The organism is Nannocystis sp. RBIL2 (assembly GCF_026626745.1).
Taxonomy (GTDB): domain Bacteria; phylum Myxococcota_A; class Polyangia; order Nannocystales; family Nannocystaceae; genus Nannocystis.
Genome location: NZ_JAPNJW010000001.1, coordinates 4,020,480 through 4,042,882, shown reverse-complemented (window position 1 = coordinate 4,042,882; position 22,403 = coordinate 4,020,480). Strand labels below are relative to the sequence as shown.

The window sequence follows — 22,403 nt, the reverse complement described above, 5'->3', positions numbered from 1 at the left end:
CGCGAACCACCACACGGGAGTCCCAGGCCATGCAGCGCGTCGTCTGTGTCGACGTCAATCACTCGTACGACGGGGTCCGCGACGCCGTCCGCGACCTCCGCCTCGAGATCCGCGCCGGCGAAGTGCTGGCCCTCATCGGCCCCAACGGCGCCGGCAAGAGCACGACGCTGCGGATCCTCGCCACCCTCCAGAAGCCCGACCGCGGGACGGTGCTGTGGGACGGCCGCGACGCCTGGGACGACCGCTACGCGATCCGCCAGAAGATCGGCTTCCTCGGCGACGGCACCGCGCTCTACCCCGGCATGACCGCGGCCGGCTACCTCACGTTCTTCGCCGATTGCTACGGCCAGGACGACAAGGCCGCCAAGGAGCGCGTCGACGAGCTCCTCCAGGTGTTCGACCTCGCCAGCAAGGCGAATGCGCGGATCTCCGACATGAGCAAGGGCATGCGCCAGCGCCTGGCGATCGCGCGCACCCTGGTCCACCGGCCCGAGCTCCTGCTGCTCGACGAGCCGGCCGACGGCCTCGACCCGCTCGCCCGCCGCCAGCTGCGCGAGGTGCTGCGCCAGGTCGCCGGCGAGGGCGTCGGCATCGTGATCAGCAGCCACATCCTGCGCGAGCTCGACGGCTTCTGCGACGCGGTCGCGGTCATCCAGCAGGGCAAGCTGGAGGTCCACGGGCCGGTCGACGAGGTGATCAATCGTTACGAGGTCGGCCGCCGCCTGCACGAGGTGCAGGTGACGCGCGGGTTGGTCCAGGCGATCGAGATCTTGCGCAAGCACGAGGGCCTCATCGAGGCGGTGCTGCCCCTGCACAAGGGCGAGCCCCAGCCCGATCCCGAGAAGGACGAACGCGGCCTGTTGCGCGTGCGGATCCACGGCAGCGAGGAGCGGGCGGCTCATCTGCTCAAGGAGCTGGTGCTGGCCGACGTCGAGGTGATCTCGCTGTCCAAGGTCCGCTCCGACCTGGAAGACGTGTACAGCAGCCTCGGGCGCGACAAGGTCAGCTGAGCGCGGGTGCACTCGGGGCATGTTCTCGGGGACATGCCCTCGGGGGCATGCTTTAAAAGACATGTCTTGATGAGAGGCTGCGTCATGTCGTCTGAAAGAACAGCCAGACGAGGACGGCGTAGCGGGCCAGCTTGCCGAGGGTGAGCCACAGGGCGACCGGCAGGGCCGGTAGCCCCAGCCAGCCAGCCAGGACGCACAGGGCGTCGCCGACGAACGGGAGCCAGGCCAGCAGCAACGCCGGCGGGCCGCGGCGCTGCAGCCACGCGGCGCGCGGCGAGGCGAGCGCGGCGGGGTCGACTGCGATGCGGCCCAGGCGACCGAGCGCGTAGGTGGTGAGGCTGCCGGCAGTGTTGCCGACGGTCGCGACCGCGAGCGCTGTGGGCCACAGGTCGGGCCGGGCGGCCAGCAGCGCGAGCAGCCAGACCTCGGAGGCGAGCGGGAGGAGCGTGGCCGCGAGGAAGCTGGCCACCAGCAGCGCCAGCAGCGAGGCCTCGGCGGGCGGGAGCAGGGCGGCGAAGTCGGGCACGCGAGAGAGCAGGATGCCCGCCCGCGCCGCTCGCGTCACGCGAGGTCGTCGCGCCGCGCTCGCCGCGAAGGCCGCAAGAGCGCGTGGCGCCCGTCAGGTCTCGTAACCGAAGGACTCGATGCAGACCTCGCTGGCCTCGCCCTCGACGACGGTCTTGAGGCATTCGGCCTTGGCCTGGAGGTCCGGCTCGGCGCGGCAGGCGTCGAAGTGGGCGGCCTCGCGGAGGTCGTAGAGGCCGATCGGCTCGAAATAGCCGCTGGCGTCGAGCTCTTCCTTGTGCGCCACGTAGGCTTTGCGATCGCCCTGCAGGTAGACGTCGATCTTGCGCTGGCCGTAGCTGTTGTCGATGTCGTAGTGGATCGTCAGCGAGCCGATCATGGTGCCGGCCGCCAGCGCCTCGAGCACGCAGTCCACGGCGGCCTCGTCGGCGGTGGTGCAGGTCTGGTCGATCTCGCTGCACTCGAACTCCACCGCGGGACACAGGCTGGTGGTGCCGCACACGTTCTCGACGGTGGAGGAGAGGCTGACGTGAGCCTCGAAGCAGCAGCAGGCGTCGGCGGCGGTGTGATCGGGACACAGCGCGCTCGGCTCACCGGTGTCGGTGTCGGTGTCGGTGTCGGTCGAGGGCGGCTCGGTGGACGGACCCGTGGTCGGGCCCGTGGTCGGGCCGGTGGTGCCGGTCGTCGAGGCATCGGTGTCGCCGGCCGTCGTCTTGTCGGTCCCGGGACAGGCCGTGAGCGTGACGGCGAGCAGCGTGGTGGCGGTGAGGTCGAGGTAAAGGCGCATGGGCGTGGTCGGTAAGGAGACAATTTCGCGCGAGGTATTTCCAGAGGCCGAATTTGGCGAGCGGCGAGCTCAGCAATGCTGAGGTCGTTTCGCCCTGCGGCCAGTCGCCGAGGTTCACTCTTCTCGAGCACGGCCCAAGCAGGCCCCGGACTTACGCCTCGTTGCGATGACCGGTCGGCACGGTGCAACGGAGCTCGTCGTGCTCGGGGAGCGCCTTCACGTCGAGGTCACCCAGGTACACAGCCGGCCGCGTAGGCGGAGCATGGCTGTACGGCGTGGGTGCCGGTCGTTCGGTCGCTCAGGGCCGGCGCGAGGACATGTCCTCGCGGACATGTCCCTTGAGAAACAATCACTGCGCGCCTGACGGGACCGAGGCCAGGGCTTTGACTGGGGGGGCGTCGGTGAGGGAGTGGAGGGCGAAGTCGATGGCGACGGACAGGGTGTCTTGCGGGCCGGCAGGGAAGCCGCGGGTGTGGAAGCGGACGATGCCGCGGCGGTCGAAGATGACGACCACGGGGGCGCGGGAGTAGTCGAACATCGCCTCGCGGATGTCGGCGGCGGAGCCCTCGAGGCCGACGGTGAAGCCGTTGGTGGGCGAGGACGACAGCTGGAAGATCGGGATGAAGCCGTCGGGGCCGGGGTCGGCGGTCTGGCGCAGCATGTCGCGGATGGCCGGCTCGGCGCGGAAGTCGGTGATGAAGTAGCTGTCGACGCCGGCGGCGGCCAGCTCGTCGCTGAACTGCTGCAGGTGCGCGTACACGGAGGGGGCGAGGGCCAGCGAGCGGCGGTACTCCTCGATCATCGGCGGGAGCTCCCAGATCACCAGCAGGGCGGCGCGGCCGTACAGCTCGCGGCCGTTGATGTAGCCGCGCGGCTCGTCGGCGCGGTAGAAGCGGATCGCCGGGATCGCGTGGCCGAACAGCTTGCTGCGGGCCCAGTCGGGCGCGCGGTCGAGGGCGTCGGCGCCGACGGTGAACATCGGCGGAGCGGCGGGGATCGGCGGCAGCAGCTCGTTGGGCTTGGCGACGATCGTGACGTCGCGGATCTCGTTCGACCCGTACTTCGCGACCTGCAGCTGCAGCGGCGCGGCGCGGGCCAGGTTGATCTGATCGATCTCCGCGCCGCTCGAGACCGGCCGGCCGTCGACCGCGAGGATCCGGTCGCCGCGCTTGATATCCTCACAGCCGACCTCACAGCCGAGGTTGTAGGCCACCCACACGCCGCCGGGCGCCAGTTCGCTGTGAGCGGGGGGCGGGCGCGGCGGGTTGAGCTCGGGGCCGCAGGCACAGAGCCCGAGCGACAGGGTCAGAGCGGAGAGCAGGGAGCGCTGCACGGCGATGTCCTTTGCTCCGTTGAGATTGCCCCTGTTTTGGGGCGATGCCAGGACAATATGAAAATATCTTCATCGCGCGTCCGAGGCCCGTGGGCCTCATGCGAGCGCGGACGCGCGGGCGGGTCACACCTGGGCCGACAGCGAGCCTTCTCCGTGGAGGACCGTCGGCTGGGACTTGCCCTCGAGCTTGGGGATGAGCTCACCGATCAGGCGGATGCTCTTCATGACCTTGTCGTGGGGCAGCTGGCCGACCTGTTGGAAGCACATCAGGCGGTCGATGCCGAGGTCGGCGTAGACCTGCATCTTGCGCAGGCAGGTCTCGGGGCTGCCGACGATCAGCGAGTCCTGCTCGGCGAGGGCGTCGTACACCTCCTCGGGCGAGACCTCCTCGCCTTGCATGATGCGGCCGATGACGATCTGGGCCCGGTTGACGCGGCCGTCGCTGCGGGCCTTCTCGTCATTCAGGAACTGGCCGAGCAGGGCGCTGCCGGCCGGGTCCTTGAGGCGCCGCTCTTGCTCGGCGGCGACTTGCAGGAACTGCTCCTTGGCCTCGAAGAACGTGAAGGAGCGGTTGGTGTACCAGGCCGCGGCAGTGGCGGCGCCGTTGCGCATCGCCTCTTCGTCGGTGTCGGCGCAGTGGACGAAGGTGAAGAAGGCGACCTTGTCGTTGATGAACTCGCCGACCGGCTTCTTGCACTCCGCGATCGCCTTGCGATAGAGGTCGATCCACGCCTTGACCTGCTCGGGCGGGGCCCACAGCGTGACCCCGAGCGCGCCGACGCCGTTGCGGCCGGCCTGCTCGAACGAGGCCGGTGACGAGCACGCCTGCCACAGCGCCGGGTGCGGCTTCTGCAGCGGCTTGGGCACGATCGGCACGTCCTTGATGTCGAAGTACTGGCTCTTCCACGAGAAGCGCTCTTGCGTCCACATCTTCGGGATCATCTCGAACGCTTGCTGCATCTGGTCGCGCGCCTCGTCGGCGGCGATGTTGAAGGTGCGCCACTCGGGGATGGTCGAGCGGGCCAGGCCGAGTTCGACGCGGCCGTTGCTGAGGTGATCGAGGAAGGCGGCCCGCTCGGCGATCCGGATCGGGTGATTGAAGCGGTACGGCGCCAGCGCGGCCGAGTGGCCGAGGCGGATGTTCTTCGTGTGTTGCGAGATCGCGGTCAGAAGGATCTCCGGCGCCGACGACAGGCTGAATTCCTCGCCGCCGTGGTGCTCGACCTGCCACCACGTGCCGTAGCCCATCTCGTCGGCCAGCTTGGCCTGCTCGAGCGCCTCCATGATCCGGCGGTGCTCGTGGTCCGGCGTCCATGGCCGCGGGTCTTGAATCTCGGTGAAGATGTCCAGCTTCATCACAACCTCCCTCGTCCCCCGGGCGCGGCCCGGCCTCGGTTCATGCGCAAATAGTGCAGAGACAGAATAGCGGTCAGGTGTCCGGCGCCAAGGCTCAGGCTGCCGGAAAATCGGGCTCGTGATCGCGCTGCTGCGGCAGGACGCGAAAAAGCCGCGACCTCGGCCAGGCGGCGCGAGGTCGCGGAGTGCCTCTGCGGACCGCCACGAATCAGCACGCGGGTGATTCGTGGCAGCGCGCGGGCGGGTTTTACGAGCGGCGGCGGCGGAGGACGATGAGGCCGGCGAGGGCGAGGATCGCAGCGCCGAGGTCTCCCGCCCCCTGATTGCAGCCGCAGCCGGTCTCCTTGTCGCCGCCGCCGGTGGCCGAGTCGGTGTCGGTGTCGGTGTCGGTGTCGGTCGCGGTGATGACGGGGCCGCCGGGGCCGGTGGTCGGGTCGACCGACTCGATGGTGCAGCTCGGGCTGCAGCCGTCGCCGGCGTCGAGGTTGCCGTCGTCGCAGGCCTCGATGCCGCTGATGATGCCGTCGCCGCACACGCCCTGGGTGACGGAGCCGGTGCCGACGACGCACAGCTCGTCGATGTTCCAGCCGCCGAACTCGAGCGCCTCGTCGCCCTCGAGGATGAACTCGAGCTGGACCTGGCCGTTGACGACGAACGGGGTGAGGTCGATGTCCTGGAACCGCCACTCGCCGTCGAGGTGGTGGAGGTTGCCCGAGGCGTTGCTGGCGTTGGCCCAGGCTTCGCTGGTGTTGGCGAGCACGAACGCCTGGTCGAAGGTGGCGTCCTCGACCTCGAGCCAGCGGCGCATCTGCAGGCGCACTGTGTTGTGGCCGGCGACGTTGATGACGGGCCCGAGCATGTGGCTCTCGAGGAAGCTCTCGTAGGTGCCGGGCGGGGCCAGGCCGTTGCCGGCGACGCTGCTGCCGTTGAACGCGGCGCCCGGGTCGGGGCCGCCGGCAGGCGGGCCGAACGCCCAGTCGCCGGTGAGCTGCCAGCCCTGCGGCCCCGGGCCCGACTCGAAGTCCTCGCAGAAGATGTTGGTGACCGGGCCGAGGTAGAGCTCGTAGGTCGGGTCGGCCGGGTTCTTGGGGAACGTGACGGTGGTGCCGCCCTGCAGGAGCAGGCGCACCTGGTACTCGAGCACCTTGCCGTCGCCGACGTTGGGCATGATGCCGGCGAAGCCGCTCTGGCTCGGGTTCATCGGCACCATCCCGCTCTGCTCCTCGCCGCGCACGCGCCAGTGCAGCTCGGCGCCGAGCGGGTTCAGGTTGAGACAGGGCTTCTGCTCGCCCGACACGACCAGGTCGACCAGCACGCCGTCGGGCGTCGGCGCCGCGGTGAACACCTCGGCGTTGACCGCCGACGGGCCGACCAAACCGTGGGCGTCGAAGGCGACGTTGATCTCGCACTCGTTGGGTGTCCCATTGGTCAGGTCGCCGTCATTGTCGTCGGCCAGCAGGACCTCGGGGTACATGCTCGGCATGTCGACCGCGCGGCGGATCGACTCGAACCACAGCTTGTTGACCTGCGTGACCCCGGGCCCGGCGCCGAGCTTGTTCCGCAGCGCCTTGCGCAGGTCCCACAGCGCGCCGCCGATGATCCGCCCGCCGTCGTGGATCTCGCCGTTGTCCTCGGGGAAGTGCCACTCGGAGCCCTGCGGGTCGAGCTCGCGCAGCGGGGCGTCGCTGCCGTTGAAGAAGCCGGGCGCGAGGTCGGGCGAGTCGGTGATGGTGGCGCTCAGGAAGTCGGAGATGCCCTCCGACAGCGCGCCCTCGGGGAAGCCGACGCCGGGGATGACGCCCTGGAAGTGCACGTTGTGGCCGAACTCGTGGTAGACGACGTCGGCTATCCGGCCGGTGTTCTCGCACTGCGCGTCGGACTGGAAGAAGTTGATCGACTCGCCGTCGGCGAAGGCGTTGCAGATGTCGGGGATGTTGACGATCGCCGGCATCTGCTGGTCGAGGAAGGCGAAGTCGGGGGCGATCGCGCGGACGAACTGCTTGACCCGGTCGGCGTGGACGTAGGTGGTGAGCTGGGCGTCGAGGAACTCGTCGCTCGAGGCGAGCCAGGTGGCCTGACCACCTGGCGGAAGGGCCAGGTTGGTCGCCGCGGGGGCGCCGGCCTCGCTGGCGACGGCGACGAACGAGCCGAGCACCGTGGTGGCGACGTTGGCCGGGCCGCCGTCGGCGAAGCTGACCGCGCCGGTGATCGAGGTGACCGCGGCGGCGCCGTTGACGACCACGCCGAGGTTGGCGGCCGCGAAGTCGAGCCGCTGGCCGTTCGGCCCGCGCACCGGGGCGTTGATCTTGAGGTTGCCGGAGGCGAACCGCAGCAGCTGTTCGCGGGCCAGCGGCTCGCCGGTGGCGGCGTCGACGTAGACGGCCCAGCGACCGATCGGCGCGGTGGCGTGCACGGTGACCCGCAGGACCTCGCGGTAGGCGTGGACGCGGTCGTCGTCGACCAGCGGGAGGATGAACGGGCCCTCGACGAGGTCGGCGCGCGCGTCGCTGCCATCGCGGGCGATCCACTCGCGGGCCCGCTCGCGCGCGACGGGGTCGGGGACCGGGCTGTCCGTGAGGACAGCCTGGACCTTCGGCAGGGCCTCGCTGCCGATCATCGTCAGCTGCCCGCCCTTGAAGCGGAAGCTGACCTGACCGCCGAGGACCGGGCGGCCCTTGTAGTGCTGGGCGAAGCCGAGGCTGTGGATGCCGGAGGACAGGTCGTCGCCGACGAGCACGAAGTCGGCGGCGGCGCTGCCGGGCGCGAGCAGGTCGAGGTGGCGCGCGAGCAGGTCGTGGGCGCTACGCAGCTCGAGGTCGCGGCCGGACATGGCCCGCGGGACAGCTGCGCCCTTCAGCCCCCACAGGCGCAGCGGCACGCCGGTGGCGCGGTCCCACAGGACGTCGCCAGGGTCGAGGGCGGCGGCGAAGCGGCGATACGCGGCCTGAGCCGCAGGCGGGGCGGCGTGGAGGACCGCGCGCGAGGACCTCACGCTCTTGCCGGCGCCGGCGGTGAGCTCGACGCCCGCGCGCCGGCCTGCTTGCGGGACGAACGCTTCGGCTCGCTCCGGAGCGAGCCAGCAGAGCGCTGTCACGATCGTCGCCGAAACACTACCCGCAGCAATATTCTTTAAACGCACATTACTCGCTTACGCGCTCCTCAGCAGGCCGTCAAGCGCGGAGCGCGGACGTCGCTCAGCGCCGCGTCCGCCGCCGCCAACCGAGTCCGGCAAGGACGAGCATCCATGCGCTGGAGCCACCCGCGCCCCCCGCGCTGCGGCAACCACAACCGCCCATTTCGCTCGCTCCACCCGTGGTCGCGCTGTCGTCGACGGCGCCGGTGTCGGACCCGGTCTCGCCCTCGCCAGTGGTACCTGGCGCCCCTTCCGTGGGGTCTTCCGGCGTTTCGACGCTGCACGTCGCGCTGCATCCGTCACCGTCGTCGGAATTCCCGTCGTCACATCCCTCACCCGTGGCGATCACCCCGTCGCCGCAGACAGGCGGCGGCGCCTCCTCGACGCCGACGATGCACACGTCGTCGATCGTCCAGCCGCCGAGCTCGAGGCCGCCGTCGGACGACAGGCGGAAGGTCAGCTGAGCCGTGCCGGAGAACGCGACCGGGGTGATGTCGACGTCGTGGAAGCTCCACTCGCTGTCGCGATGATGGACGTCGCTGTTGTTGTCGCCCATCATGCTGTTGAAGTTGCGCCAGCCGAGCTCGCCGTTGACGAGGATCTCGGCCCGGTCGAAGTAGGCGTCCTCGACGTTGAGCCAGCGCTGGTACTGCAGGCGGTAGACGGCGAAGCCCGGCGGTAGCTCGACGACAGGGCCGGTCAGGTTCATGACCCTCTGCGGCGAGTAGCGACCGTCGCTGGAGAGGTCGATGCCGGCCACGTCGTTGCCGGCGAACGCGGCGTCGGGGTCGCCCGACTTGCCCTGCGGCGCGCCGACCTCCCACTCGCTGCCGAGAGTCCAGGCCGACACGTCGCCCTCGAAGCCCTCGCACCAGATCGGCACGACCTCGCCGTAGTAGCGCTGGTACCACGGGTAGGCCTGGTTGGCCGGGAAGCGGGTGTCGGTGCCGTCGCTGAGGTCGGCGATCACGCGGTACTCGAGGACGGTGCCGTCCTGCTGCGGCGGGAGCGAGCCGGCGAAGCCCTCCGCGGTGGCCGTCATGGCGGCCTCGGTGAAGTCGGCGGTGCCGCGCACGCGCCACTCGAGGGTGGCGCCGGTCGGCGCGAGGTCGATGCACGAGCTCTGCGCGGCCTGGATGTCGAGCGCGACCGGGACGCTGCCGTCGCCCTCGGCCGCGAGGGTGCGCACCTTGCCGCCGAGGATGGCGGCGCCGACCAGGCCGTGCTTGTAGAACACCTGGTCGATGAGACAGCCGTGAGGTGTCCCGTTGGACAGGTCGCCGTCGTCGTCGTCGACCAGCAGCGCCTCGGGGTACATCGTGGGGATGTCGCTGGCGCGGCGGATCGACTCGTACCAGATCTTGTCGGAGTGAGCGACGCCCTCGGCCTGGCCCAGCTCGGCGATCAGCTCGGTCCGCAGGTCCCACAGGGTGCCGCCGATGATGCGGCCCTCGTCGTGGGCCTCGCCGCGGTCCTCGGGCCAGTGCCACTCGAAGCCGTCGGGGTCGAGCTCGCGCAGCGGCTGGGTGTCGAGGAAGAAGCCGCGGGCCATGCCGGAGTCGCCGGTGATGGTGGCGCTGAGGTAGTCGGAGATGCCCTCCGACAGCGCGCCCTCGAACAGGCCGACGCCGGGGATGAGGGCCTGGTTGTGCACGCTGTGGCCGGCCTCGTGGTAGACGACGTCGGGGATCCGCGCGGTGTTCTCGCAGTTCTCGTTGCCGTCGTAGAAGAACAGGTCGTCGCCGTTCGACATCGCGTTGCAGGCGCCGCTGTTGTCGCTGACGGTGAGGTTGACCTGTCCGTCGAGCCAGGCGAGCGGCTCGCTGGCGATCGCCCGCACGTACTCCTTGGCGGCGTTGGCGGCGACGTAGCCGGTGAGCTGGGCGTCGAGGTGCGGGTCGCCTTCGCCGCTCCACTGGACCTCGCTGCCCTCGTCGAGCGCGACGACCTGGCTGGCCAGCTCGCCGGCCTTGTTGATGATGCGGACGAAGTCGCCGCGCACGCCGAGGCCGACTTGCACGGTCGCGGCGTCGAAGCTGACGAGGCCGGCGGCGTCGGTGGTGGCCGGGACGTCGTCGATGGTGACGTCGAGGAACGGGGCCGGCCGCAGCACCCGCTCGCCGAAGCTCGGGCTGCGCTCGGGGACGTCGTAGAGGACTGTGCCCGTCGCCGAGACGAACTTCGAGACGCGCGCGAGCGGGGCGCCGGAGGCGGCGTCGACGTAGACGGTCCAGCCGCCGAGGGGCTGCTCGGAGGTGATGTCGACCGCGCGCGCCTCGACGTAGCGGATCGGGCCGTGGCCGACGAGCGGGAGGATGACGGGGGCCGAGACCGCGCCGGCGGTGGCGCGCGGGTACTCGAGGCGCAGCCACTCGAGCGCATGGGTGCGGGCGACGTCGTCGGCGATCGGGCTGTCCGTGAGGACAGCTCGCACGTGCGGCAGGGCCTCGCTGCCGATCAGGGCGAGGCGGTCGTGCTTGAAGCGCAGGCTGAGCTGACCGCCGACGACGCGGCGGCCGTGGTAGGTCTGGGCGAAGCCGAGGCTGCGGATGCCGGCCGAGAGGTCGTCGCCGACGAGCTCGAATTCGTCGATGCGGGCGCCAGGGGCCAGCAGGTCGAGGTGCGCGGCGAGGAAGTTGCCGGCGACGCGCTGGGCGACCAGGCTCGAGGCGAGGGCGCCGTCGGCCGGCAGGCCCAGGCCCCACACGCGCGTGGGCACGTGGGTGTCGGCGTCCCAGATGGCCTGCGCGCTCGGGCCGAGCTCGGCGGCGAGGCGGCGCCAGGCGGCCGCGGCCACGCGCGGCGGGGCGCCCCCGAGGTCGACCGCTCGCTGCTGGCGCATCCCGACCCCTGGAGCAGGCTGCCAGGCGCCCGGCTCGATCCGGCGGGCCATGGCCTCGCCCGGGAGCGAAAGGGCGAGAATCGCAACGATACTGGCGGAGCTCAGGAGACGAGTGAACATGGACTTCCTGGCAAAGCACGCTAGCCGCGCCCGCAAGTCCCCGTCAACCGAAGCGCCGGACCGTCATTCTCAGGGCAGTGTCGGCGGCAGGGCCGCCGCGTCCGCGAAGATCTGCCAGCGCGCCTCCGGGACGCCCGCGAAGGCCGTGCGGTAGCGTGGGGCGTCGCGACCCTCGTCGGTGACGTCACGGATGTAGATCGCGACGACCTGGTCGGGGAACTCACGGTAGGCGTCGCCGTAGACCTCGGGGTCCATCTCGCCCGAGTCCCCGACGAGCACGAAGCGCCGGCCCGGCGCGTCGCGGAGGAGCATGCGCAGCAGCGGGGCCTTGTACTCGCGCGGGTCCTGGAACAGCGAGAAGAAGCTCGAGTCCTTCGGGCGGAACAGCTTGAGGTGCAGGCTGCCGGCCGGGAAGCCGGCCGCGCCGGTGAAGTCGAGCAGCGCGTCGTAGAGCTGCCACGGGCTGGCCGAGAGGTAGTGGAACGCGGCGCCGGCCGCGGCCCAGCGCTGGTACGCGGCGGCCATCGCCGGCACCGCCTCGAACTCTTTTAAAAAGGTCCGCGCGAGCAGGCGCTGCTTGTCGCGGACCTCGCTGATCTTGATGGTGTCGTCGACGTCCGAGACGACCGAGACGCCGGTGGCGTCGAGGCGGACGATCGTGCCAGTGAAGCTGCGGGCGTCGCCGGGCTGCAGGACGGCGATGACGGGGGTCGAGACTGCGGGCAGGTCGGCATCTTCGAGGTGCAGGGTGGTCTCGCTGTGGCCGTTGGCGCCGGTGACCTCGAGGACGTGTTCCTTGGCGGAGATCCGGACGACGACTCGCTTGCCGCTCTCGTTGTCGACCAGGAAGGCGCGCGCTCGCTTGCGGAACACCTCATTGGCCTCGCTGCCGGGCGGCAGCTCGAGCGCGGACACGAGGGCCTCGACCGCGGCGCCGCGCCGCCACGAGCCTTCTTCGGGCTCGAACACCCAGGCGCGCAGGTCGACGCGCCAGCCGTCGCCGTCGCGCACTGCGACCGCGGGCAAGAGGCGCAGGTCCTCGTCGGACTTGAGGTTGGAGGTGAGACCGGTGGGCGCGGCGGGAGGCGCGGGCGCAGGGGTCGTCGCTTCGGGCTCGGGCGCCTTCTGGCGTGCGGGGTCGCAGGCGGCGAGCGTCAGCGCGAGGGCGGGGAGGAGAGAGCGCATGGCCGCGGGGACAGGTGGGAGCGGCGCGACGTGAGCTCGTCGCTCGGAGGACATGTCTGAAGAGACAGCTGCGCCGACGGCGGGCGCGGCGACGGCCGCGTCGAGCATGTCCGAAGGGACATGTCCGATCGCGGCCGTCGCGGACGGGGCGCGGTGATCGGGCGCCCGGCGGGTCACGAGGCGGCGTTCGTCCGGCCGCTGACCTGCTGCCAGGTGGGCCGCTCGCTGAGGCGACGCCACCAGTGGCCGACGCGCTCGCTGGCGTCGATGAGGCCGAGCTCGCCGGCGGCGGCGAGGTACTCGATGTACGGCATGAAGAAGATGTCGGCCAGAGTGAGGCCGTCGCCGACCAGGAAGTTGCGGTTCTCGAGCTGGCGCTCCATCACCGCGACGGCCTTCTTCACGCCCTTGCGGCCCTCCTCGACGGCGGCCATGTCGGGCTCCTTGCCGAACATCTTGCCGAACACGAGGTTGTAGATGATCTTCATCGCCGGAGCGGTGAAGTTGGAGGTCTCGATCGAGATCCACTGCTCCACCAGGGCGCGCTGGCGCAGGTCGGCCGGCATCAGCGAGGGGCCCGAGAGCTTGGCGTCGAGGTAGCGGCAGATCGCCCGCGACTCGTACATCTGCCAGCCGTCGTCGTCCTCGAACGCCGGGATCTGGCCCCACGGCTGCCGCGCGAGGTGCTCGGCGTTGTGGCCCTCGCCCTTCATGATGTCGACCATGACGAAGTCGGCCCGGTGGCCCTTCTCGGCCAGCGTCATCAGGACCTTGCGCGTACACGTACTCATCGGGTGCCCGTAGACCTTCATCGAACTCGCGTCTCCTGCTTCGCGGAAATGGGTGCCATGTGTATCACGAGCGCCGCGGGCGAGTCCGCGCGAGGCCACGCGGCGCGGAGAGGGCCCGCGCGGCGCTGTTCTCGCGTCTTCGCGCAGGGGGGTCGGGACGGCGCCTGCAGCGATGATGGGTCGCTCAGGGAACACCGCTCCCGTGGACGACCTCGAGTTCGAGCTTCATCACCGAGTCGCCGGCCGGCAGGAGCTCGAACGTGTAGAGGCCGGGCTCAAGGACGACCTCCACGTCTGCACCTCTGAAGAACTTCACGAACTGGACATCGCATCCTCCGCAGCGCGTGAGGATCATCTGAGAGACCGTTGGCTGCCCCCCGGGTGACAACACCAGCTCCAGCTCGATGCGGAGCCGATAGACACCACCGTCGACGATCTCGACAGTACGTTGCGCGGCGAAGAGGGCCGCGTCGCCAGCATCGCTGCCGTAGAAGTCTGGATCTCGACATGAGGCGGCTAGGGAGACCGACCATGAGCCCTCGACGGTCTCTGCCGCCATGGGGTCGCAAATATCCAACTGGTACTGACATCGAGGCGAGCCCGACAGGTATTCAGCTTCGAGCGATGCGAAGGTCTCGCCGTAGATCGAATGGATATGCCCCAGGATCTCGTCCATCGAGCGAACTTCCCCCGCGCGGAAGAGCTGCTCGAATTTGCTCAGGCCTCGAGTATCGACCAAGAAACGAACAAAGCGAGCAGCCGCAGTGTAGTCGACTTCTGCAGGACCTCCGTCCAGCATGCCCGCCACGGGCACGGTGGGCTCGGGTACTTCCAATAAGGAGGGCGTCCGCGACAACGCCTCGGCGAGTCCCTCCTCAAAGAAAGGAACACTTCGCCCCCAGAGGCGATCGATGACTGCGTGGCCGAGTTCATGGCGCAGAACCGCAGCAGGCCGACCGCCCCCCGCCCCATCTTTGATATAGACAGCCTTCTCGGCTGGCCGATAGCACGCGCTGCCCGGACACGGAGGATTTGCGACAATGCGAATGAGCACGCGAAAGTCGTCGAGGACCGGAACATCGAAAAACTCGAAGGCTCGTTCAACGAAACGGTCGAGGTGCGCGACGCTGCCTGCGCACAGCTCTTGGCCCTCTTGCTGAAACAGCAGTTCGACGTGGCCAGCGGACGAGTTCGTCTCCGACTCGCAGGCGACTTCGAGCCAACTGGTGAGCAACACTGCAGCCGCTCGGCCTCGCAGGTACCGCCCGCTATGCATCGCAATCCTCGGGATCGACGGCGCAAAGCTCCGTCCCGCGTCCGTACGGGGATTCTTTGCCATCGCAGACTCCGTCCTGCGGCCACGGGCACGGATCCAGCTCGGTGGCCTCGCCGAGATTATCGCCAACCCGGATCGGGCCGCCGACAGCCACGCGCGACAACATCGCGTCGACGACCGCAGGCGCGAGAGAAGCGTTGCCGAACACCCACAGTTCCCCCGCTTCTTCGAGCGCAGGGAACCATCCATCAGGACCTTCCAGCGCCGAGTTCCGCACGACTCGTAGATCCCCGCCCACGTGCGTCAGCCGTGAAAACCCGGTGATCTCGCGGAGTCCTCCATTGTCCTCGATCGAGATGCTTCCGAGCTCCTCAATGCCGGCAAAGCCATCGATGCTCTGCAGCAACGGATTTCGTTCGATGAACAGCACCCCGGTGGGTCCCGCCGTGGCGAAGTCTTCGCTTGAGATCCGGGCGAGGCGGGCGTTCTCGAAGATTTCGATGCGTACCACCTCTACGGCCGGCAACCCGAGCTCCTCCAACGAAGCGTTGTCACGGATCAAGAGTGTCTCACAGCGCTCGAGTGCTGCGAACCCCATGAGCGACGGCAACGACTCGTTCTGTAAGACTCGTACCGTGCCAGACACGACGCGCAGCCGGGGGAAATCCGTGCTCCGGAGTGAGGCACTATGGCTTACCTGAAGGCCAGCGCCGACTTCTCCGAGTGCCGGGAACGACAGGGCCACCAATGCAGCATTCTCGATGAATTGCAAAGTCCCGTCGATCCGTTCCAGCGACGCGACACCGGCAAACTCGACGAGCCGAGCGTTGAGCGCGACAAAAAGCGAGTCCAACACCGTGACGTCGTCGCTCAAGCGGAAACTCACCAACGCTGGATTCTCGCCGACATACAGGCCGCCGCCCACTTCCGTCAACGCCGGGAAGCCTCGGATCGCCGTCATGCGATCGTTATGCGAAAACGATAGGGATCCGCCGACTCGCGTCAGCGCAGGCATCTCCGGAAAGGCGGTCAGGGCGAGATTGTCGTGTACGATCAGGGCGCCCTCGATCGAGGTGACCTGCGCGAGCAGCGCCAAGTCGTCCGGCTCACGGCCCTCCACGACTAGATCGCCGACTACACACAGCGGCCCGTCGGACGCCGCCTCCCACAGCTCCGAGCCCTCGATGCACTGGTGGTCATCGGGCTCACAACTCGTGAGCGCACCCACCATCAGCAAGATGGAGGCGAACACATGCAGCACGCTCAGCGCAGTCCGCACTTCCAACACTCTACTACCCCGCCGAGGCTTCATCAAGGGCCAAGGGCGCGAGCTGCGCCCTCCGTCCGGTCAACTGGACGTCCCAGCCTTACTGAGACGACAACTGCAGGTAGAGGCTCACGTCACCCGACGGCGAACCCCACTCGAGTTCGAGCGTGAGTTCCCCGCCTACGACTGAGCCCGAGATTCTCTCGACGACGTACGCCGCGTCGGTGAGACCCGTGCTCAGTCCGGCGCCGTCGAGAAGGACCGCACTGGTCGAAGCAGTAGCGAACAACTCCTCGCCGGCGAACGTGACGATACCTGTAGACGGATTCAGCTGACCCACGAACGGCTGGAGCGTTCGTGCCTCGAGGTCGTTGATGACAAACGGGACAGAGGACCAGGCACCGGATGCATCCTGAAGCGAGTAAACGCCGTTCACCGTGCTAGTCCAGGCATGAATCTTATTGACCGTAACATCACAGCTCGCTCCCTGCAGACAAGGGGCAATTGAATAGTCCATAAAGCCCACGAGTTCCTCAGTCTCTGCGACACCGCCACCAACGATCTCGAGCTCCGCGATGCCAGAGAACAAGTTCTCGCAGTTCGCTCCATTCGGGAGCGGCCACATCGAGCCTCCGCCGTGACACATGCTCAGATTTGCCGCCTCCGCTGGAGGAATTACATAATTATAAAGGTCCTGACACGGGAAGCCAGTCCAATGTTTTCCATTGTCCGCCGCCCAATTTGTAAGGCCTGTATTCTTGCAATTGCACAACTCCTCACACAGGCCTCTGGCGCTAAACTCACTATCCGCGGTTACGCAATCCGGCGCACCATTAGGAGACATCTGGGTGAGTACTCCATTATTGTAGGGAGGGATGCCATCATCCATATATGCCTTAATCGTCGGAGAACCGTTGCAGATCCACACCCCTGTGCCCATTTCAATTGGGTCCTCCGTGGTAGTGGTCTCCTCGCCGGTTGTCGGACTCTCCAGCCCACAAAGTTCCCCGTACTCTTGGCTCAGCAGCGAGTCCGGGCAATTCGAGAGCTCATCCCACTGGCCCGCCACCCCGTCCGCCTGAGAGATTTGGACGCTGCAGATTCGGCACTTGTCGCACCCTTGGTATAATGGGAGAGACGTGTTATAAATATCCTCGGTCAGGTCAGGAGGATTATCGCAGTCGACTTCCGGCGATCCGTCCACGTTCTTTAGCTCGGGTAGGTAATCGTTCGGAGTACCCTGAAGAATCATGGCACACATGGCCTTCCGGACGTAGTGTCCCTCCAGGGGGCAGTCCCAATCTTGCTTAGCCATGCACAATAGTGTGTCTCCAGAGATATCCGGCGTACAGTCGACAAGGTATCCGAGAGGTCCCACCGGGACAACCTCAGTGGTGCTTCCGGTCGTCCCCGAATCGGTGTTTCCGGGGGTGTCATCCTTGCACGCCGCGCACATCCAAACCGACGCAGCGAGAATTTGGGCTCGACGCCGACACGGAATCGAGACGCTTAGAAAAGAATCTTTCGAGCGAACGCTGGGTGTGAACATGCCTGGGTAACTGAGCGCGGAAGGTCTCTAGCAGTCAGAGGTTCTGAGATATATCTCTCACAAGCAAGTCTGGCCCAGTCTAAAGCGAGATCCCGACTCGAACTCCGCATATGCTTCGCTCGGACGCTACCGTGACGGCAAACAGGCGATGCGGCGCGTTTCTGTTCTGGCGCTCGCACTGGCGCGCCTACCCAAGCACACGACCATGCACGACAGGGCAATGCCGTTTGGAAGTGGGATGTAGTCGGGTATCGCAACATGCGGTCCGATGACTGCCGAGGGCTCGTCGTTGCCGAATTCCGCGTCGCGTATAGGCATCGCTCTACACGATATGCTGTCCCAAAAAACATTTCCTCCTAGCCCACTAGGGCCAACGCGAGGTTGCCGGATCCGCATGCGCAGCGCCGTAATATCGCTGGTAAAGGTCCGGCCGACAGCCGAGCGCGCTTCATGCGAGCCGTGCTTCGCGCACAGGATGGCTCACTCGGTGACGACGACGGCCGAGCCCTTGCCGAACGCGCCGGTCGCCGGCGAGACCGAGTGCCAGCCGTCGGGCAACGCGGGCTCGGTGAAGCCGAACAGCCAGCGGGCGTCGGGCGGCGACAGGTTGACGCAGCCGTGGCTGCGCACCAGGCCGAAGCCGCCGTGCCAGAAGGCGCCGTGGAGCGCGACGTTGTTATGAAAATACTGCGTCCACGGCACGTCTTCGATCGAGTAGGCGTCGTCCTCGACCGGCTGGTCGCGCATCGACGTGGCGATGTGCTTGCTCTGCAGGCGGTGGACGCCGATGGGCGTCATGCCGGGCTCCTTGCCGGTCGACACGATGGTGGTGAACACCGGGCGGTCGCCGGCGTAGGCGACCAGAGTCTGCTCGGACAGGTCGACGTGGACCCACTTCTCCTCGGGGCCGACGCCGGGCGGGCGCTTCAGCTTGTACGACTGACCGACCGCGTACTCGGGCAGCAGGTTGCCCTCGGCGTCCTCATAGAAGCGGCCGGTGCCGATCGTCACCTTGCGCACGAACGGGTAGCGCGAGCGCCGGACCGGCTTCTTGTCCTCGAGCTTGATCAGCGCCTCGCCCTCGCCCGAGCGGCGCTGCAGCGGGGTCTCGCGCACGATCCAGTGGATCGGCAGGTCCTCCTCGCCGCGCAGCACCAGGCCCTGGAAGGTCGAGCCCTCGCGTTGCTCGAGCTGGTACTTGCGGGCGAACGTGCCGCGCAGGGTGCGGAGGAACTTGCGCTCGCTCTTGACCGCCTCGCCGGCCACTGTGACGTAGAAGCCGGAGTTGAGGTACTCCTTGACCACCGCGGGGACCTCGGGCGGGCGGTCGGCCGAGGTCGTCGGCATGAGCGTTCGGCCATGTTCCGCGAGCCATGTCTTGGCGGCCATGTCGGCCTGGTCCTGCTCGCTGAAGCCCGGCAGGCGGTGGAAGAACGGGGTGCCGTCGTGCGAGACGCGCCAGTAATCGTAGGGCATGGCGGCGTCGAGGCGCGGGCGCGGGGTGGCGACCAGGCCGTCGTCGGGCGGGGCGTCGCCGACCTCGAGGCCGGCGTTGAGGCAGATCCACCCGGCGGGGTAGACCTTGTGCCAGCCCTTGGTGCAGCCGCCGCCGAAGCTCAGCTCCGCGTCGGTGCGCACGCGCGTGCCGGCGCGCAGGATGCCGAGGATCGCGGCGTCGCGCTCGGTCCGCTCGCGCACGAGGGCGGCGAGGCCGGTGACGAGGCCGTGCTTGGGGTACTTCGCCTCGAGCTCCGGGGTCCACTCGGGCGGCGCGGCGTAGACCGCGGGGAAGGCGGTGAAGGTGCCGCTCGCGTCGGGAGTGAAGGGGTCGCCGGGCGTGGCCGGCGGGTCCGCGGCGATCGCGGGCGCCTCGGCCGGCTCACCGGCGGGGGAGATCGCAGGCGCCTCGGGGCCCTCGGTCGCCGCCGGATCGACGGCCGGATCGGGGTCCGTGCCGGCCTGCTCGGCCCCGCCTCCCGGCTGGCGCAAGCCCGTCTCGTACACCGCCGCTGAGAGGACGACGCCGCAGAGAAAGCTCCCGACGCCCTCGATGAGCCGCCTGCGCTGCATGTCGCCGAAGGTGCCGCGGACGATAGCCGTGCGGCCCCGCGGTGGCAACCCGCTTGCTCCAAACGCAGGGGCTCGTCCATGCTCTCCGCCGTGACCTTCGTCCCCGCGCCGCCCCGGCGACTCGCGCCCGCTCCCGCCCTCGCACCGGCGCGTCGCGCTTCGCGGCTCGGGTCGTCGGCGATCGCGGTGGTCGTCGCGCTGACGGCGGAGGTCGCAACCGCCGCGCCCGCGGCGCCGGCACCTGGCCCTTCGGACAGCCCGCCGACGCCGGCGCCGACGGCCGGCTCGCCGGCACCGACGGCCGCGCCCGCGGCGGGCTCGTCGACGGCCGCAGCCACGGCCGGGTCCCCGATCGCGAAGTCCGCCTCCCCCGCGCCCGGCGACCCTGCGGCGCCGGCACCTGCTCCTTCGGACAGCTCTGCGAGGGCGGAGGGTCCGGAGGCTGACCCCGAGGACAGCTCGCGATCGGAGCGCAAGCTCGACGGCCCGGGCGACGCGGCGACGGTCGAGACGCCCGCCGAGGCCCCGCCGCCGGCGCGCCCGGCCAGCGAGAAGCCGCCGCGGGTCGACGGCACCTACGTCGGCGGCACGCTCGGGCCGGGCATCAGCTTCGCGCGGGTCAACGACTTCCCGACGCCCAACCCGTTCGTCGGCGGCGGCGCGACGCTGCGGGTCGGCGAGGTCATCTATCCGTGGCTGAGCATCGGCGTGGAGATCTCCGGCAACCTCGCCTACCGCAGCGCCGACCCGCGCCAGCGCCTGCTGCAGGGCGCGTTCCTGGTCGACTTCGGGTTCTATCCGGGGGCGAAGAAGCAGATCCCGCTGTCGCTGCGGGCCGGCTTCGGCGCCGGCGGCGGGGCGGTCCGCGAGGCTCGCCGGACGGACCGCTCGGGCTTCGGCGGGGCGGTGTTCACCGCCGCGGTCCGCTACGAGTTCTTCCCCGGGGCCGCGAAGCGCCGGCCCACCCGCGGCGGCGGCTTTTCGCTCGGCCCCGAGCTCGGCTGGATCGGCTTCATGCCGGCGGCCAAGGGCCGGCCCATGTCGCACACCGTGTACCTCGGGCTGTACGTCGGCTTCTACTTCGGCTCGTGAGCGCGGGGCCTGGCGCTCCAGACATGTCGACAGGGACATGCTCCCAGGCACATGCCCGTTCGGGCATGCCCCTGCAGACAGCTCAGGCGAACATCATCGCCGCGGCGACCAGGGCCAGCAGGGCGGCCATCCAGGTCAGGGTGTTGGCGTCGAGCGACGGGCCCTGGACGGGCAGGCGGTAGGTGACCGCGGCGCCGGTGTCGGCTTCGGCGGGCGGCGCGGGGGTCGGCATGGCCGCCAGCGCGAGCTTCACTTCGGCCGGTGGTTCGGCGCGGCGGGGGTCGACCTCGACGTGGACCAGGAGATCGCCGGGACGGCCGCCCGCGAGCGCCTCGCCCTGGCCGCGCAGGCGCACGACCCCGCCGGTGGGGAAGCCGAGCGGCAGCGACAGGCGCACGCGGTCGTCGCTGTCGAGCGAGGACACGGTGCGGCGCGCGTATCCGCCCTCGGCGGCGAGGTCGAGCGGCACGCGGACCTCGTAGGCGAACGGGAGGCCGAGGGCCCACGCCGGCACCGTGACGTCGGCGTGGAGGTCGCGTCCGCGGGGTCCGGGCGCCTCGGGTTCGAAGATGCTGCCGAGCTGCGTCACCGCGCGGCCACTATACCGCGCGCCCCGGCGCTTGCGCCACGCCCCGGGGTGGTGCCAAAACCGCGGGCATGGGCGAGGTCAACTTCGACGGGCTGATCGGACCGACCTACAACGATGGGCTCGCCGCCGGCGTCGCGCCGAGCCAGCGCGCCGGCTCGACCACCAACCCGAAAGCGGCGGCGCTCGCCGGCCTGGCGAAGATCCGTCTGGCGCGCTCGCTCGGGCTCGTGCAGGCGGTGTTGCCGCCGCAGCCGCGCCCCAACGTCGACTGGCTGCGGCGGCTCGGCTTCACCGGCGACGACGAGCGGGTCCTGCGCTCGGCCGGCGAGGGCGACGGCATGTGGCTGCGCCTGTGCAGCAACCCGTCGTCGATGTGGGCCGCCAACGCGGCGACCGTGGCGCCGAGCAGCGACACGCGCGACGGCCGCGTCCACATCGCCGTCGCCAACCTGCAGCACATGCTGCACCGCGCCCAAGAGCCCGAGGTCACCCACGCGGTGCTGTCGGCGATCTTCCGCGACGAGGCGCGCTTCGCCGTCCACGCGCCGCTGCCGGCGGTCCACCAGCTCGGCGACGAGGGGGCGGCCAACACCTTGCGGCTGCAGGTCGGCGGGCGGCCGGCGGTCCACGTGTTCGCGTGGGGCCGCGGGGCGTACGTGCGGCACGCCGCGTCGCGCTTCCCGGCGCGGCAGACGATCGAGGCCTCGCAGGCGCAGGTGCGGCTGCTGCAGCTCGACCCGGCGCGCGTGCTGTTCCCGCAGCAGCACCCCGACGGCCTCGACGGCGGCGCTTCGCACACCGACATCCTGGCGGTCGCGCACGGCTCCCTGTTGCTGATCCACGAGCTCGCGCTGCGCGACGTCGGCAGCGTGCTGACCGAGCTGCGGCGGCGGCTCGGCTCGGCCCTGCAGGTCGCGCTGGCCCGCAACGCCGACCTCCCGCTGCAGGACGCGGTGGCCACCAGCGTGTTCGGCGGCCAGTTCTTCACCTGTCCCGACGGACAGCTCGGTCTGTTGGTCGCCGCCGAGACGCGCGAGAACGCGGCGGCGCGCGGCTACCTCGACCGCCTGGTGGCCGACGGGCACGTGGCCCAGATCCGCGAGGTCGACCTGCGCCCGGCGCTGCGCCACGGCGGCGGCCCGGCGTCGCTGCGGCTGCGCGTCAGCCTCGACGAGCGCGAGGCCGCGGCGCTGGGCGGACGCGTGATCGTCGACGACGCCCTCGAGGCCGCGCTGGTCGCATGGGTCGAGAAGCACTACCGCGACCGCCTCACGCCCGAGGACCTGGCCGACCCGCAGCTGCTGCGCGAGGTCCGGACCGCCCTCGACGCGCTGACGCAGCTGTTGGAGCTCGGCTCGGTCTACGCGTTCCAGCGCTGACCGCGGCGAAGCGCCGGGCCGCGAGCGGCGCGAGCGGCTCCTGGAGGAGCGGCCGAGCGTGCGTGACGTGAGCTGCGGCGAGGCGCCCGCGCGCAGGTC

The 22,403-nt window shown here is 69.5% G+C and carries 16 protein-coding genes; 3 read left to right on the top strand and 13 right to left on the bottom strand.

Translation table 11 applies throughout. The features are described from left to right. The first annotated feature begins 29 nt into the window (after window positions 1–29). Window positions 30–1,010 carry an ABC transporter ATP-binding protein gene (locus tag OV090_RS15850; protein ID WP_267704501.1) on the top strand — a complete coding sequence of 327 codons (981 nt, stop codon included), beginning with the start codon at window positions 30–32 and terminating at the stop codon, window positions 1,008–1,010. 82 nt (window positions 1,011–1,092) lie between these two features. Here OV090_RS15850 and OV090_RS15845 read toward each other — a convergent pair whose 3' ends face one another. The 12 genes from OV090_RS15845 to OV090_RS15790 all read right to left on the bottom strand — a co-directional run bounded on the left by OV090_RS15845 (window position 1,093) and on the right by OV090_RS15790 (window position 19,163). Then, window positions 1,093–1,536: a DedA family protein gene (locus OV090_RS15845; RefSeq protein ID WP_267704500.1), complete on the bottom strand. Its 444-nt coding sequence runs from the start codon at window positions 1,534–1,536 to the stop codon at window positions 1,093–1,095. Window positions 1,537–1,629: 93 nt separating this feature from the next. Then, window positions 1,630–2,322 (bottom strand): hypothetical protein, encoded by a 693-nt coding sequence (locus OV090_RS15840; protein WP_267704499.1) that lies wholly within the window; start codon window positions 2,320–2,322, stop codon window positions 1,630–1,632. 349 nt (window positions 2,323–2,671) lie between these two features. Then, window positions 2,672–3,655 carry a hypothetical protein gene (locus tag OV090_RS15835; RefSeq protein WP_267704498.1) on the bottom strand — a complete coding sequence of 328 codons (984 nt, stop codon included), beginning with the start codon at window positions 3,653–3,655 and terminating at the stop codon, window positions 2,672–2,674. A 123-nt stretch (window positions 3,656–3,778) separates the two neighbouring features. Beyond that, on the bottom strand, window positions 3,779–5,011 hold the full coding sequence (locus OV090_RS15830) for an LLM class flavin-dependent oxidoreductase (protein WP_267704497.1): 1,233 nt from the start codon (window positions 5,009–5,011) through the stop codon (window positions 3,779–3,781). A 247-nt stretch (window positions 5,012–5,258) separates the two neighbouring features. Further along, window positions 5,259–8,105: a DUF4215 domain-containing protein gene (locus OV090_RS50670; RefSeq protein WP_267704496.1), complete on the bottom strand. Its 2,847-nt coding sequence runs from the start codon at window positions 8,103–8,105 to the stop codon at window positions 5,259–5,261. Between the two features lie 100 nt (window positions 8,106–8,205). After that, the gene (locus OV090_RS15820; RefSeq protein ID WP_267704495.1) at window positions 8,206–11,037 is read right to left on the bottom strand and encodes a DUF4215 domain-containing protein; all 2,832 of its coding nucleotides are present in this window, start codon (window positions 11,035–11,037) and stop codon (window positions 8,206–8,208) included. A gap of 138 nt (window positions 11,038–11,175) precedes the next feature. Next, window positions 11,176–12,291 carry an App1 family protein gene (locus OV090_RS15815; protein WP_267704494.1) on the bottom strand — a complete coding sequence of 372 codons (1,116 nt, stop codon included), beginning with the start codon at window positions 12,289–12,291 and terminating at the stop codon, window positions 11,176–11,178. Window positions 12,292–12,464: 173 nt separating this feature from the next. After that, a complete protein-coding gene (locus tag OV090_RS15810) occupies window positions 12,465–13,103 on the bottom strand; it encodes a glutathione S-transferase N-terminal domain-containing protein (RefSeq protein WP_267704493.1) in 639 nt (212 codons plus the stop codon). A 163-nt stretch (window positions 13,104–13,266) separates the two neighbouring features. Next, window positions 13,267–14,319, bottom strand: coding sequence for a hypothetical protein (locus OV090_RS15805; RefSeq protein ID WP_267704492.1), 1,053 nt, complete (start codon window positions 14,317–14,319; stop codon window positions 13,267–13,269). A 31-nt stretch (window positions 14,320–14,350) separates the two neighbouring features. Next, window positions 14,351–15,637, bottom strand: a complete 1,287-nt coding sequence (locus OV090_RS15800) for a hypothetical protein (protein ID WP_267704491.1) — start codon at window positions 15,635–15,637, stop codon at window positions 14,351–14,353. 88 nt (window positions 15,638–15,725) lie between these two features. Next, entirely contained in the window at window positions 15,726–16,940 is a 1,215-nt protein-coding gene (locus OV090_RS15795; protein ID WP_267704490.1) for a hypothetical protein, read from the bottom strand. Between the two features lie 714 nt (window positions 16,941–17,654). Further along, on the bottom strand, window positions 17,655–19,163 hold the full coding sequence (locus OV090_RS15790) for a L,D-transpeptidase (protein ID WP_267704489.1): 1,509 nt from the start codon (window positions 19,161–19,163) through the stop codon (window positions 17,655–17,657). Window positions 19,164–19,334: 171 nt separating this feature from the next. Here OV090_RS15790 and OV090_RS15785 point away from each other — a divergent pair, with 171 nt between their 5' ends. Then, the gene (locus OV090_RS15785; RefSeq protein WP_267704488.1) at window positions 19,335–20,336 is read left to right on the top strand and encodes a hypothetical protein; all 1,002 of its coding nucleotides are present in this window, start codon (window positions 19,335–19,337) and stop codon (window positions 20,334–20,336) included. 82 nt (window positions 20,337–20,418) lie between these two features. Here OV090_RS15785 and OV090_RS15780 read toward each other — a convergent pair whose 3' ends face one another. Then, window positions 20,419–20,925 (bottom strand): DnaJ C-terminal domain-containing protein, encoded by a 507-nt coding sequence (locus tag OV090_RS15780; protein ID WP_267704487.1) that lies wholly within the window; start codon window positions 20,923–20,925, stop codon window positions 20,419–20,421. Window positions 20,926–20,993: 68 nt separating this feature from the next. On the opposite strand from OV090_RS15780, the gene OV090_RS15775 reads away from it, so the two are divergent. Beyond that, entirely contained in the window at window positions 20,994–22,304 is a 1,311-nt protein-coding gene (locus OV090_RS15775; protein WP_267704486.1) for an N-succinylarginine dihydrolase, read from the top strand. Window positions 22,305–22,403 lie beyond the last annotated feature (99 nt).

Coding starts and splice junctions, on each gene's coding strand:
- OV090_RS15850 (WP_267704501.1), top strand. CDS start 30: ATGCAGCGCGTCGTCTGTGTCGACGTCAATCACTCGTACGACGGGGTC.
- OV090_RS15840 (WP_267704499.1), bottom strand. CDS start 2,322: ATGCGCCTTTACCTCGACCTCACCGCCACCACGCTGCTCGCCGTCACG.
- OV090_RS15830 (WP_267704497.1), bottom strand. CDS start 5,011: ATGAAGCTGGACATCTTCACCGAGATTCAAGACCCGCGGCCATGGACG.
- OV090_RS15820 (WP_267704495.1), bottom strand. CDS start 11,037: ATGGCCCGCCGGATCGAGCCGGGCGCCTGGCAGCCTGCTCCAGGGGTC.
- OV090_RS15815 (WP_267704494.1), bottom strand. CDS start 12,291: ATGCGCTCTCTCCTCCCCGCCCTCGCGCTGACGCTCGCCGCCTGCGAC.
- OV090_RS15810 (WP_267704493.1), bottom strand. CDS start 13,103: ATGAAGGTCTACGGGCACCCGATGAGTACGTGTACGCGCAAGGTCCTG.
- OV090_RS15795 (WP_267704490.1), bottom strand. CDS start 16,940: ATGGCTAAGCAAGATTGGGACTGCCCCCTGGAGGGACACTACGTCCGG.
- OV090_RS15775 (WP_267704486.1), top strand. CDS start 20,994: ATGGGCGAGGTCAACTTCGACGGGCTGATCGGACCGACCTACAACGAT.